This window comes from Hornefia porci, from assembly GCF_001940235.1.
GTDB classification, from domain to species: domain Bacteria; phylum Bacillota; class Clostridia; order Peptostreptococcales; family Anaerovoracaceae; genus Aminicella; species Aminicella porci.
Map to the genome: position 1 here is coordinate 924,090 of NZ_MJIE01000001.1, position 13,608 is coordinate 937,697.

Consider the following 13,608-nt stretch of genomic DNA (forward strand, 5'->3'; position numbering starts at 1 on the left):
CCTCCGGCCTTTACCGAAGGGTTTAAAAGCAAGGCTCTGCGTTTTATTTTATAACAGGAGAACCGGTTTTTTGTGCCTCAATGCGACATCTCTCTGTCCGGAAACGACCCTTCAGCCGCCGCAACTGCCCGCAGTGCCGCCTCATGCCGGACGGGCCACGCGCAGTGCAGGAAGGCTGCTGCGACTGCCCGCGAGCCCTTCATTCTGCGAGTGAAGTCTTTATTTCTGCGGCTGCAGATCCTTTGTTATGACTGACCATCTGTCGATCAGTTCTTCTGTGCCGCACCGGGCGTTCGCCGGACTCGTGGAGGGCAGCAGCACCGCTTCACGTCCGGTACGCTCCTCGATATAACGGCGGTAAATTTCATAGGACTTCCGGCCGTTGCAGTAAATCCGCCGTATATCACAGCGATTCAGAATGACGCTGAGATTGTTGGGACGGACACTCCTGATGCTGGAATCCGAGGAACCGCTGATTTCACATACAGCGACGGAATCCCACAGCGCCAGATGATGTTCGAGAATCAGTGACCGTTTTGCCTCGATAGTCTGCGGCTGCGGACAGTTCAGTATCGTCGCCATCACCTTCCAGAAGCGATTCCGCGGATGTCCGTAATAAAAATTCTGTTCTCTAGATCGGACGGAGGGAAACGAACCCAGAATCAGAACCCTGCTGTCTTCATTAAACAGAGGATCAAAGGGATGCTCTATTCGTTCTGCTCCGACTTGAGATTTTCCGGCCATTGTTCTCCTCGCTTTCCGTTCAGATTGATTTCAATTTGTTTCCATTGATTTCAATTGATTTTCCGATGAAGTGTCTGAAATTCCTGCAATACCTGCGGCAGGCCGTCGAATATACTCTTCAGGCTGCCGGTATCTCCGGCCTGTTCGATGCCCCAGCACGTACTAAAATGACTTCTATGATTTAAATTAATTCCGTGAATATGACGATTCGACCGGCAACAGTAAATCTGTACCGGTTTTGAAAAGTACACCCTTTCGGGCTCAAAACACACATAAACCAGCCATCAGACTGGTTTATGCAAAGACAATTCTATCATACATCATACGATCTGATGATGCCCGAAACGCATTTCTCTGTTTCTCCGGGCATTGCATTATAAATGACATATTATTCACTTCTTTTTTTTCACTTCCACTTTCTTTTCCGACAATGCGTGCGCATCCATCGAATATGCCTGAAATATCAATAATACAGAAAGCATACCCGGTGGCCTTCCGGCGCACACCGCCATTGAATTGTGCACCGCGGCGCTGCTGACAAACTGCCGTCAGCGCACGTTAAGTCCGACGGGGATTTAACGGGTGGACATTAATTATAACATTGATCCGGCCGCGATTCAATTGAAAACTTTGTTCCCTCGCGGTTCCCCGCGCGGCAGGCCTCTCACTTCCGCGCGCAGGGCCTCGCCTCAACGCGGCTGTTTCAGCCTGGACTCCCACTCTGCCTCTTTGAATCCGATCAATACAAATCCATCGCCGACTGCCAGCGGTCGTTTCACCAGCATTCCGTTCGTGGCGAGAAGAGCAAGCTGCTCGTCCTCGCTCATCTCCGGCAGTTTTTTCGACAGGCCCATTTCACGGTACAGTATCCCGCTTGTGTTGAAGAACCGTTTCAGCGGCAGACCGCTCATAGCGTAATATTTCCGCAGGGCGTTCTCGTCGGGATGATCCTCCCTGATGTCGATAACCGAATAATCTATCCCGTTATCATCCAGCCACTTCAGAGCCTTCCTGCAAGTGGTACATCTGCTGTAGCAATACACTTTAATCATTCGCTTTCCTCCATCAGCTGTCTGAGTAATCGCTCTCTGTCATTGATGAACAAAGATGTGATCTGATAACTGTCAGTTTCCTCATACTCTATCGGATGAACCGGTCCGTCGTCAAAGTCCAGGAGCTCTGCTCCCGGAAATCCGAGCAGAATCGGCGAGTGCGTAACGATGATGAACTGAGAGCCGCCTTTCACGCAGCGGTCGATCTCCATCAGCAGCGCCAGCTGTCTCTGCGGGGACAAAGCTGCTTCCGGCTCATCCAGCAGATAGATCCCGTCAGGGCGGAAGTTGCTCTTCGCCACCGCAAAAAAGCTCTCTCCGTGAGATCGCTCATGTAAATGCAGCGGAACCCCGCCGGGTCCCCGGCTGTACTCTTCTTCCTTTGTCGCGACATTATAGAAGCTTTCCGCCCGAAGGAAGTACCCTGACTTTGTCCTTCTCGCACCCTTCGACAGGCGCACCGCATCACACAGTTCTGAATGCGAATCATACGTACTGAAGCTGTAATTCTTTGTTCCTCCCTCCGGATTGAAGCCGTAGGCAACCGCAATCGCCTCCAGAAGCGTCGACTTGCCGGAACCGTTCTCACCGACGAAAAGGGTGACCGGCTTGCTGAACATCACCTCGTCTACGCCGCTGATCGCTTCAATACCGCGAAGGTAGCTGTCCTGTTCAATTCTATCCCATTCTATGATGGCTTTGTCTATGAACAAAGAAGTCACTCGTCTGTCCTCTCCTCATGAATTATGCACGCCTCAGGGGCAGCAGAACACAGGTCCGCCGGTTTGTGGAGCCTTTTCAGTATCATGTGCCGTCAGAATCGCCTGACAGTGTTCATCTTCTCCTGTCCGGAAGTGACAACATGATCTCTTTCGCATGAGTGAGCATATGGATCAGCCCGTCAAATGCTTCCATATCTGCATCAAAGTAATAAAAGTTCTTCGTCCCCTCTTTCCTGACCTTGACGATGCCCGCGTTTTTCATTTACAACAGTCATTCGCACCCCTTCTTTCGTTCAAGTGTTTGAACGATTATAACACATTTGAAAAGAAAAAGGTCATTCATAAAGAAAATCAAGACGAATCAATTCCCCACGCAGAATCTTTCACTTCAGTGCACCAGGCTTTGCCTTAGCATGGCTGTTTCAGCCCGGACGCCCACTCTGTCTCTTTGAATCTAATCAATGCGCATCATTAAGTTCCTCAATTCGATTAATCAGTTCATGACTGAATCCCTCCAGATCTCCGAATCCAATTACACCATCGCGAATCAGGCAAATTATATCAAAATCCATATTACTCTTTTCCAATCTAAGAAATACGCCCGGTGTTCGTCTGTCCTGTCTGATTCTTTTCTCCATTTCCCAGAATTTCGTTGAAGCCGGATCATCGCCCTGAAGATATTCAATGTATTCCTCAATAAGCCTCTCCATATATTTCTCCTGCCACTCAGGAAGTCTTTCGCAGAACAGTTTCCAGTCGCTCTTTTTATGTTCAAAATACGCCATGAATTCCTCCTCCCTTTGCGTTCTGCTTACAGCTGATCATATTTTGTGCTTCTGCCGGCTGCTTTCTCCACCGGATACTTAGCCTCATTTTTTGTCATCTTGGAATTGATGATCTCGTCCTCGTCAAGCTCCAGCACATCCAGCATATTTCGGCAGTAGACCATCACGTCAGCGAGTTCCTCCTTCACATGCTCCAGATCATAGTCCGTGTCATTCCACTGAAAGCATTCCAGCAGCTCACTCGCCTCAATGGCAATAGACTTGGCCAGGTTCGCCGGTGTGTGGAACTGCTCCCAGTCCCGGTCTTCCGTAAATTTGCGTATGCGTTCTACTGTTTCCTGTTTCATTGTTTTCTGCCTTGACCTCAAGGTTTTTTTCTGTCTCCTGACATCCCGGTAGAATCACATTTTGTGATTTCAAAGGATATGAGACCTCACGTCTTTATTTTAGCACAGAACCATACATCTATCCATGACAAATATCCATGACAAAAGCAGAGCCGATATGCGCAGCAGATATATTTAATGGTGTAATACGACGTATGCGCCTATCAGATCCAACGGAAATCTAATGGGCAGACACAATCTGATAATTTTCATATGCAGCATACAGAAGCATTATCAGGATCGGCAGGATCAGGAGCAAGATAGTCAGAATTACCATTGCCCGCTTGAATCCCTTAGCTGTCAGTTTCTTAAGCCATGACCCTAATGCTACGCCGGCTGCACTTATCACCGCGCCAAAAGCTGTCTGAGCAACCGCCCTCTGTCGTTGATGAACATCGATGTGAGCTGATAACTGTCCGTATCCTCATAGTCGATCTATCGGCGTGCCGTCTTTGATACAACGGTGATTTTTAACTTCCTGATGTAATCGGCTCAAAACGGCTTGAAATAGCAGCATTTCCAGTGCGCGAATACTATGGAAATACCCTGTCATCCGGCGATATGAAACCCTACTTGTGAATCGATTCGTTTGTGTCATCATCGTTTTGCACCCTCCTTTCTGTGAGAACATGTGCTATCGCTGAAATGTATGGTTATCGCTGAAAAGTGTGGTAACGATAAAAGGTATCACTCGTTTTTCTCGGCTTCAATTTCCTTCAACGATCTGCCGTTCTTATCCTTCCACGTCTTAGGCCCACTGACGCTATACCCGAGAACGAAATCAGCCGCTGCAGAAGAGCTGGAGAAAAGCAGGTCTTCCGTCGTAACCAGATCCTTTAATTTCTCTTCCTCCGTCCATTTCTCCCGGAGTTTCACAATCCCAGTATTCACCGACTTCGCATTCAATTTTTCATTGACCACGGCTCCTTGCAGAACTACAAACCCCTCGGTTGTGGTCTTTCCGGTTGCCTTCGCCGCACCAGTCGATATGTAAAGCAGTTCTTCATCGTCAGAAGGATTGGAAGGACTATGCTGGAGCAACGGTTCAAGAACCTTGTATCCGAGCGCGTTGATGACAACCTTTATGTCATCGATAAATTCTTCCATGACGGCTCGGTCGGATTCCTTCATCACTGTATTTGAATAGGTATTCTTCGTCAGAATCTTATACCGCTTACAGCTTTTCGCTGTTTCTACAAGCCGATTCTCAAGGTATCTGATCAGCGTCTTATTGAGATCGCGTCCAGTAAAAATGACTGCTGTCGTCCAGTAGTATTTTTCCTTATCTGCCTGATAATCACGCAAGTGCTGAACGAGCCGCTCTTTCACATTCTCTGATTCACCAATATAAACGGAATCAGAATCATCATCCTCTTTGCAAAACAGGAAATAAACTCCAGCTTGCGTAATATCGTCACGGGTACAGGACTGAACCTCGATACGCGGGATTTTGATTGCTTTGCCGTTCCAGTTTGAAAGCTCTGCTGTTATGATGCTATCCGCTGTGCCGTTCACGAGGAACAGCTCGATTGTTTTTCCGTATGGCATTTTTAGCTCCTTTCGTGTGTTCCAAGTGTTGGTACATGGACTGCTTCTAAAAACTCATTGCATTCTTCAATCGAATGCCCATACATCCCTGAAAATAAATATTGATAAGCCTGCTGCTCATGATCACCTTTCTTGAAAGAAAGGCCAGCAAGACCGAGTACTTCCTCCATCTCTTGAAGGTCGAGCCCTAAACCGACACCCATCGCGACAAGAGCTGGCATTTTGAATCTATGGTTTGGCTTCTGTCCTCTTGTATAATCCATTGGGCCGAGGTTCGTCCTATCTATGAAAATTGCCGTGTTCCAGTGGTCATTACACATATATTCCCAGAGAAGTTCGTTTGCCGTCTTGTGTGTTGCTGCAGATCGTTGAAACTTCTTCTCAAAGTCTTTAGCCTTGTTATAAATCTCAGTATTCTGAGTGTTGGCATCAAACGACTTTTCTTCTTTGAAAACCGTATCCGATCGGTACATCATGTAGGATGATGTATCGTGAATCAGATACTGTTCCGCTACCAGCCTGACAGAAAAGTCGAGTGTACATTCAGCAAGATGAGTTTTCGCATACTCGGTCAGATGGTGAACAGTTCCTTCTGACTGGACATACCTTGAGTCGCGCAGGACAAAATATCCATCAGCAAAGCAAAAAACGCCTGTATCAATCGTTTCTCTGAGCGATTCGTTTTCAAGGTACAGCTTAAACGCGTCTTCAACTGTAATGGGGAGCTGATGACGTGTTGCCTTTGAGCCGGTGCGCTCTCTTTGCTTTCCGCTTTCATTAGCCGCGCTGTTTGGATCAGTAAACGGCGCTGCATCATCGTACCCAAGCTCCGTCATCCTTATTGCGGCGGACTGCTTTGAAACTGCAAAGAAGTCGGCAAGAGCAGCGATTACTAGTTTCGTGCAATTGGCACGGTCATTTCCCGTAGAGGAGAATCCGGCATACAAAGCCTCAATCTTTTTCTTCGTGGCTTTTCTCGGCATCAGAATTTTAGGAGCTATTGTACGTGCCTGCCATTCCATCCGCTCGACATCTGACCACTTACCCCGGTCTTGATTTTGGCTTTTATCATACCGATTGCAGCGGATACCGAACTCCACGCTTTTATCATGTATTCTTTTATAGTTGAAATAGTTCCTGTGCCGCCACCAGTGGTAACATTCATGAGCCAGCGTGTTGTTAATCCTACCGGCATTGATAATATCCGCATCGACGAAAACTGTCGGTCCAGAAACCTCATAGCCGGTGTATTCCTCCGATGACCAGTCGTAAACCTCTATTGTTCCTTTTGAAAACGCGATGGCTCCTTGTGTGCTATCGTCCGGTGACAAATACTCCGTTTCGACAATATCAAGAGACATGAGCCTTGTCGCTATTTCACAAATCGGTATCCGGCGCGGATTTTCAACTGCATCTGCACAGTTATATTTTTTGAGGAAGGCTTCAGCTTCTTCTTCAAAATCATCTACATAGTGGAAAAATGGATTCTCCATGCGGTCACTGTCACCCTCCTCTCGAATTAATCATCCTTCTCGTCACGGAGAATCTTGTATACCTCAGCATAAAGACGCTGGCAAATTTTGCGCGCACTTCTTCATTATTAAGAAGAAGTGTATAGAAGTCAGCGTTCTGGTCATAGCCCTCCACAAGTGCGTCTTGAATACAATCGTCATAAGTGAACTTGAATTCATCAATCGGATTGCTCTTTGCGCTCTTCTTGAGCCGCTCTTTGAATTCGTCATTTTTGAGCAGAAGGTCACGAAGCTGCATCGCCGCCTTCGTAGTGAAGTCCGGCTCATAGTCTTTATCATACAGAGCATTGACTTCATCGATAATCTGAGAGAGTTTTTTCTTTTGCTGCTCCTCGAGGCTTGCGGGCTTTGGCTTCTTGATTTTCACTTCCGGCTTTGCTTCTATTTCGCCGCCGGTGTGTTCTTCCATTTGTTTTTGCCTGAAATCACTGACTGTGATTTTATCTGCAATATCAAAGTTGTTTCCGCCGCTACCCGGATTCAGTTCCTTGATCAGGTACGACATAAAGTTATAACGTTTATGGAACTCGATGTTCTCATACGCTGTTGCCTGAATCAGGAAGCAGTATCCTTTCAGGAACCGACGCATGGTGATCTTGATTTCCATTTGCTCCTTTTCAGGGCACTTCATGATAATCTTCAGCGATTTGTCGAGCAGTGCCCACATCCGCTGTTTATCCTTTGTGGAACGTGACGGCTGGTAAAGATACTTATTGAACTCATCTATGTCGTCAGCATCGAGGAAATCATACTCATCAATTTCCCGGTCCAGATCACGAATATCGGAAGGCGAAATTGTCTGGAACAAAATCGTATCCTTGTAGTAAGGCTCAAACGCCTTTTTAACACTGAAACCTCAAATTTAACGTATATATGAATCCTGCTAAATTACGTACATAATAAGGCTTCCAGATCAATGCATAGCTCTATAGTGCCTGAAATACTGGCTTTGCGCAATATTTTGTATTCGAAACCCTTGATTTAGCACTACATATCTGGTACACTTATTACGTAATTAACGTATATATTCGAGGTACCAAAATGAGCATTCCGCAATCGATCAAGGAGAAAAAGCCTGCACAATTCGGAGCGGTGGAGATCCGCCGATTCGGTGACGACAAATATTATGTCTACCAGATCTCATCCAAATGGGATCCCGAAAAGAACCGTCCGAAGAAGGTAACTGGCAAAAGCATTGGCAAGATCACCGAGGCTGACGGGTTCATCCCTAATGCCAACGGACTGAGGCTGATGGCAAAGATGCACATCGCCCCTGATGTGGCACCAGTAGTAAAGAACTATGGCGCATATGAGTTGATGCAGCAGCTCTCTCCTGATCTCAGTGATCAGATCAAGACATTCTTCCCGAACATGTTCCGGGAGATAAGAACGATCTCACTGATCAGACTCGTGGACAGGGTCTCGTCTGCAAAGATGATCCAGCCGGTTTTCCTTGACTCATATATGAGTGACATTTGCGGGGACATCGCAGCATCTGAGACATCCGTGCGCAGATTCGTTTCTAAGCTTGGCACCATGCAGGATACCATCGATGCATTCATGAGGTCCCGTGTCATGCCGAGCACGACTCTGCTGTTTGACGGCACTTCGATCTTCTCAAGGTCGCAGGACTCGCTGGCGGTCAAAGGATACAATCCTGATCACAGCCGGAACACTCAGGCTCGCATGCTGTATGTTTTTGAGAAGGATACTCACATGCCGGTCTTCTACCGCATTCTTCAGGGATCGATAGTTGACAAGACGGCATTCATCGATACGGTAAAGGCGTCCGGGTGCAGGGACTGCATCATCATTGCAGATAAGGGTTTCTACTCAAAGAGGAACCTTTCTGTGCTGATGGAGGCTGGGATGAAATATATCCTGCCTCTGCAGGACAACACCGTGAATGTTGAAAATTCCTTCTATGAAGACAAAGACGACAACAAATTCGATGATGTGTTTTCCTACAACCACAGGCCTGTCTGGTACCGAAAGAAATCCAGCGGTAACAAGGGCAACTTCATATACACGTTCCGTGACGACATACGCAAGGCAGAGCTTGTCGAACGCTATGTGGTCAAGGCTGAGAATGACTACGGCGAAGAAGACCGTAAGCCAAAAGATGTCCTCAAGCAGATCCGTATGGGATACTTCTCATTCTGCAGCAATCTCGACGTGGAGCCGCAGGAGATATATCTTGCGTACAAGCAGCGCTGGGATATTGAGCAGTGCTTCGATTACCTGAAGAACAGCGTCATCTGTTCTGCATCTCATGCACGCACAGATGATTACTTCCGTGGCTGGGCGTTCCTGAACCATATAAGCCTGTTGTATTATTATGGCTTGCTCAATGCACTCAGAAGCACCGGGCTTGACGAACGCTATTCAGCCGAGGATGTCCTGAAGCTGGTAAAGAACATCTACAAAGTCGATGCCGGCGATGCCGAAGGGTACCGCGTTTCAGCTATCCAGAAGAAGACTCATCGTGTGCTGAACACACTCGGAGTCGACCTATTACGTGAAAACTAATGTTTCAGTGTTTTAATATCATCGTACTCATTCTTGAAGTCCAAGACGAATGTCGTCTTGTCATACGGCGGGCAGATACGGTTCAAGCGTGACAGCGTCTGAACTGCCGCGACGCCCTTCAGCTTCTTGTCCACATACATTGCGACGAGCTTTGGCTGATCAAATCCTGTCTGATACTTGTCGGCGACAATCAACACCTGGTAGCAACTGCGGTCAAACTCATACCGGAGCTCTTCTTCCTTGATGTCATTCATGCCTTCTTCGGTATATTCTTTATCGTTCAGCTTGACCTTGCCGGAGAATGCAACGAGGGCTTTGATTCCTGTATAGCCCTTGGCCTTGATGTACTTCTCGAATTCCTGCCGGTACTTCACGGCAGCCGGGCGAGAGGAAGTAATGACCATCGCCTTTGCTTTCCCGCCAAGGCATCCCGCGACATTCGCCCGGAAATGCTCGATAATGATTTCAACCTTCTGCGCAATGTTCGTATCGTGCAGGTCAATGAAGCGAGCCATTTTCCTCTTGGCAGTGATAGATGCGAGCTCCGGATCATCCTGAATAGCCTTGTTAATGTGGCAGTATGTCTTCCATGTAACATAGTTGTCCAGCACGTTCAGGATATAGCCTTCCTCGATTGCCTGCTTCATGGAGTACAAATCAAAGGATTCTTTTTTCCGATTGCGTTCAGCGTTCCAAACAGCTGAATCGTGTCGGGCTTCGGCGTAGCGGTGAATGCAATCATAGAAACGTTGCTCTGCTTACCGCTTTTCTGGATTTCTTCGAGCATTTTATCTTCTTCAGTCTTGTCATCACCGTCGCCATCGCTTTCTTCATTCGTCAAAACGCTTGTGACAGACTGCATGTAGACACCTTCCGTGGAAGAATGTGCCTCATCGATCAGGACAGCAAATTTCTTGTCTTTCAGATTGCCCAGAAGGTTGTTGTTCAGGATATAGTAAAATTTGTGGATCGTGGTTACGATAATCTTCGTATTACCGCCCAGCGCGCTCGCCAGATCCTCGGAGTCACACTTGTCGTCCATAACTTTTACCTGACCGCTTTTGTGCTCGATTCCGAGGATAGCCTCCTGCAGCTGGCGGTCAACCACGATACGATCTGTAATGACAAGCACAGAGTCAAAAACATTCTGATTCGCATCATCGTGAACCGTCGCAAGAATATGTGCCAGCCATGAGATAGTTTCCGTCTTGCCGCTGCCTGCGGAATGCTCGATCAGATAGTTGCAGGACGTATGGTTGATAATCACATCATTCATCACGCGCTCCACGGCTCTGAGCTGGTGGAAGCGAGGGAAGATGAGTTCCTTGGCCTTCTTGATTTTTCCGGTGTCCGGATTCCTGCGCTCTTTCTTCTTAATGTAAATGAAGCGCTCGATCAGGAACAGGATATTATCTTTCGTCCAGATTTTCTCCCACATATAGGAGACATTGATGCCATTTTCGTTATGCGGATTTCCCTTACCGAAATTCTCGCCGATGTTGAATGGATTGAAAAATGTGTCTGCTCCTTTAAGCTCGGTAGTGAAGTATACCTCATTCAGATCCATCGCAAACGCAGCGAACACTCCGACGCGCGTCTTGAACAGTCTGGTTGAGGCATCACGCTCTTCCTTATACTGCCGGATCGCATCGTCGACTGACTGCCCGGAAGTATTGCACTTCAGCTCAACGGCAAAAATGGCGAGCCCATTCAAAAACAGAACCAGATCAATGCGCTCGTCGTCCTTGTGGTAGACTTCCTGCATGACTGAGAAGATGTTCTTCTTATAGTTCTCGACGGCTTCCGTATTGATCGTGCTGTCCGGCTTGCGGTACATCAGCTTAAGAGTTGCGCCATTGTCGAACTCCACGCCGTGCTTGATGACGTCGATCAGGCCACGGCTGTCCTTGTTGATTTCGGAATTGATGTAATTGATGATCGTCTCTTCCGTGCGATTCTTATACATCCGGCGGAGCAGATCCATCGTATCCGACTGCGTGTCCTCGAGGAATTCCAGCAGCACTTCCGTATCCATAGCAAGGCCGGGCTTATACGCTGTGTTCGGGCGCTCCCGGAAGTGATTATTATCCTGGAGCTGATCGATAATTAGCCTCTGATAATCTTCCTTCTCTTTTAACTGGTCGGCTCTGATTGGCATATTACACGACCTCCTTTACTCGTTTCTTGCCGGTGACATATTCGTAGATTTCCGAATATTTAAAAGACCGTATTCTTTCAAGTTGAGTTTCTTTACCCCTCAATATTTTGTCTATTTTCAAGCATTGTTGATCTAAGAAAGAAACAATTTCGTTTTGTTCCTCAATCGGGCATAGAATCCCATAGTAATTCATTATTTTTACGAGAATTGTTCTCGGCATTGCGGAACCAGCCATCGAAACCTCAATTTGGCTCTGCATAAATTCTGATTCCATTAAATAATACTTTCCCAAAATGCCGGACTATAGGTTAAGCCTGTAATCCAGCCAAATATACCGTGTTACGCCTCAAAGCAAGGCACCAGTTGACAAGCAACCCTGGAAAACAGCTCCTTTTGGCGGCGCAGCACCCCAGAATCTGCGAAAGATTCTTGTAAAAAAGTGCATAAAGCACTACCATATATAGTCCAGATATGATATAATAGGACTATATAAAGGAGTTGATTTTTATGCCAGTACCAGCTGAAATCAGAGCGGTCCCCCGGCCAGTCAATACCGTTGTAGATGACAACGGTGGGGATGGCCCCAAACGCTATGCTGTCCGGCAGCGAGGATCCTCGAAATACGTTCCCGGCGGCAACCCGCAGCCAAAAAACGGCAAGGTTATCGGTCACATTATTGACTACAAGTTTGTTCCTCTCCCCGAAAAGGATCCGGGTGCAGACTTGCCGGACATGTTGTCCTACGGAGCATCTGCTCTGGTCAAGTCTGTGACTGCAGACCTTAAGGAGGATCTGCTTGCGGTATACGACGCATCCGATGTCTATGCAATGATGTCTCTGGCTACCCTCCGGGTTATCAAGCCAGCCATTACAGCGGATCGAGCGCGGACGCATTACCTCAGGACGTTCGTATGCAAAGATTATCCCGGTGCAGCCATGTCCAGGAATTCCATCGGCAGTCTGCTTCAGCGGATCGGGATGAACGGATCCAGACGAAGACAGTTCTACCAGTTGCGAATGAAGGCAACGGCTGCCGACCATCACATTGCCATCGACGGGATGCTGAAGCAGGACAACAGCAAGGTCAATGACCTGTCTGCGTACTCCCGCAAGGCAAAAGTGCGCGGCATCTGCGAGGTATCCGTCCTGTATGCCTACGACATTGAACGGATGGAGCCGGTGTGCGCTGAGGTCTTCCCCGGCAACAGCATCGATGCTAGCAGTTATCCGGCGTTCATCCGTGACAATGACATCCGCAAAGGGATCATTGTCGCTGACAAGGGATTCCCACCAAGCAAGATCAAGGAGGAACTACAGGAACGTCCGGATCTGCACTTCCTCACACCGATCAAGCGCAATGACACACGTATATCGAGCAATGACATGCTCGCTTTCGAAGGCGTGCTGTCCGGCATCGATGCCCATGTGGTCTACAAGAAGAAGCAGATCAAGGGTGGCCGATACCTGTATGCCTTCAAGGATGCCAGGAAGGCATCCGCCGAAGAAGCCTCGTATCTGGCGAATGCTCAGAAGAAAGGAACCTTCTCTCCTGAGAAATATGCTAGGAAGCAGGCAACTTTCGGAGTGATCGTTCTTGAATCCGATCAGGATCTGGAACCAAAAGCCGCATACCTCTGTTACGAAGACCGCTGGCTTTTGGAGATGGTCTTCAATCGGTACAAGAGCGATGAATGCCTGGACCACACCGATGTTCAGGGAGACTTCTCCGTCATCGGCAGCGAATTCATCAATTTCATATCAACGGTTGCCACCTGTCGGATTATCCGCAAGGCCCAGAACGCAGGATTACTCGAGAAGATATCCTACGGCGAGCTGATGGATGACCTGGCATCTGCCTGGCGAAAGGCAGATGCTCCGGAGGAGCCGGCGACTGATGATGGCTATTGGGTTCACACGTTGCAACTCGTATTCGATGAGCTTGAAGCACTCGGTCTGGCAAGGCCTGTGCCGAAACCGGCACCGAAGAAGCGTGGGCGTAAACCCAAGCCCAAGGATGAAACCGAGCCGAAACCTAAGCGCAAGCGCGGTCGTCCCCGGAAGGATTCAACCCCGTCTGCCGGTACTGTATAGTCCGGCAGATTGGGAATGTATTAATAGATATAATCTGCAGCCTGTACTGTCATCTACCTAA

The 13,608-nt window shown here is 47.9% G+C and carries 14 protein-coding genes; 2 read left to right on the plus strand and 12 right to left on the minus strand.

The features are described 5' to 3' along the window. Positions 1–219 precede the first annotated feature (219 nt). The 9 genes from BHK98_RS04435 to BHK98_RS04470 all read right to left on the minus strand — a co-directional run bounded on the left by BHK98_RS04435 (position 220) and on the right by BHK98_RS04470 (position 7,577). Positions 220–744, minus strand: a complete 525-nt coding sequence (locus BHK98_RS04435; protein WP_075712374.1) for a DNA-deoxyinosine glycosylase — start codon at positions 742–744, stop codon at positions 220–222. Between the two features lie 689 nt (positions 745–1,433). Beyond that, complete coding sequence (locus BHK98_RS04440; RefSeq protein ID WP_075712375.1) at positions 1,434–1,796, minus strand: arsenate reductase family protein; 363 nt, start codon at positions 1,794–1,796, stop codon at positions 1,434–1,436. After that, positions 1,793–2,518, minus strand: coding sequence for an AAA family ATPase (locus tag BHK98_RS04445; protein WP_075712376.1), 726 nt, complete (start codon positions 2,516–2,518; stop codon positions 1,793–1,795). Before BHK98_RS04445 ends, BHK98_RS04440 begins: the two co-directional genes overlap by 4 nt. Before the next feature lie 112 nt (positions 2,519–2,630). Next, complete coding sequence (locus BHK98_RS13490) at positions 2,631–2,780, minus strand: hypothetical protein (RefSeq protein ID WP_158024459.1); 150 nt, start codon at positions 2,778–2,780, stop codon at positions 2,631–2,633. Between the two features lie 196 nt (positions 2,781–2,976). Then, entirely contained in the window at positions 2,977–3,303 is a 327-nt protein-coding gene (locus BHK98_RS04450) for a hypothetical protein (RefSeq protein ID WP_075712377.1), read from the minus strand. A 26-nt stretch (positions 3,304–3,329) separates the two neighbouring features. Continuing rightward, positions 3,330–3,650 carry a nucleotide pyrophosphohydrolase gene (locus BHK98_RS04455; RefSeq protein ID WP_075712378.1) on the minus strand — a complete coding sequence of 107 codons (321 nt, stop codon included), beginning with the start codon at positions 3,648–3,650 and terminating at the stop codon, positions 3,330–3,332. A gap of 726 nt (positions 3,651–4,376) precedes the next feature. After that, positions 4,377–5,204, minus strand: coding sequence for a GIY-YIG nuclease family protein (locus tag BHK98_RS04460; RefSeq protein WP_245796830.1), 828 nt, complete (start codon positions 5,202–5,204; stop codon positions 4,377–4,379). A gap of 35 nt (positions 5,205–5,239) precedes the next feature. Beyond that, a complete protein-coding gene (locus BHK98_RS04465) occupies positions 5,240–6,730 on the minus strand; it encodes an ImmA/IrrE family metallo-endopeptidase (protein ID WP_075712380.1) in 1,491 nt (496 codons plus the stop codon). Positions 6,731–6,740: 10 nt separating this feature from the next. Then, entirely contained in the window at positions 6,741–7,577 is an 837-nt protein-coding gene (locus BHK98_RS04470) for a hypothetical protein (protein WP_075712381.1), read from the minus strand. 233 nt (positions 7,578–7,810) lie between these two features. Between BHK98_RS04470 and BHK98_RS04475 the strand changes: the two genes are divergently transcribed. Continuing rightward, entirely contained in the window at positions 7,811–9,298 is a 1,488-nt protein-coding gene (locus tag BHK98_RS04475) for a transposase (RefSeq protein WP_075712257.1), read from the plus strand. On the opposite strand, the gene BHK98_RS13790 is transcribed toward BHK98_RS04475, so the two are convergent. From BHK98_RS13790 to BHK98_RS04490, 3 genes are read right to left on the minus strand one after another with little or no spacing between them, the layout of a single operon-like run. Then, positions 9,295–9,945 (minus strand): type I restriction enzyme subunit R domain-containing protein, encoded by a 651-nt coding sequence (locus BHK98_RS13790; RefSeq protein ID WP_075712382.1) that lies wholly within the window; start codon positions 9,943–9,945, stop codon positions 9,295–9,297. The two genes, BHK98_RS04475 and BHK98_RS13790, sit on opposite strands and share 4 nt — an antisense overlap. Then, positions 9,942–11,456, minus strand: a complete 1,515-nt coding sequence (locus BHK98_RS04485) for a DEAD/DEAH box helicase family protein (RefSeq protein ID WP_075712383.1) — start codon at positions 11,454–11,456, stop codon at positions 9,942–9,944. The genes BHK98_RS13790 and BHK98_RS04485 overlap by 4 nt, the downstream gene beginning before the upstream one ends. A 1-nt stretch (position 11,457) precedes the next feature. Then, complete coding sequence (locus tag BHK98_RS04490; protein WP_075712384.1) at positions 11,458–11,730, minus strand: restriction endonuclease subunit S; 273 nt, start codon at positions 11,728–11,730, stop codon at positions 11,458–11,460. Between the two features lie 233 nt (positions 11,731–11,963). On the opposite strand from BHK98_RS04490, the gene BHK98_RS04495 reads away from it, so the two are divergent. After that, positions 11,964–13,547: a transposase gene (locus tag BHK98_RS04495; protein WP_075712385.1), complete on the plus strand. Its 1,584-nt coding sequence runs from the start codon at positions 11,964–11,966 to the stop codon at positions 13,545–13,547. The last annotated feature ends 61 nt before the right edge of the window (positions 13,548–13,608 follow it).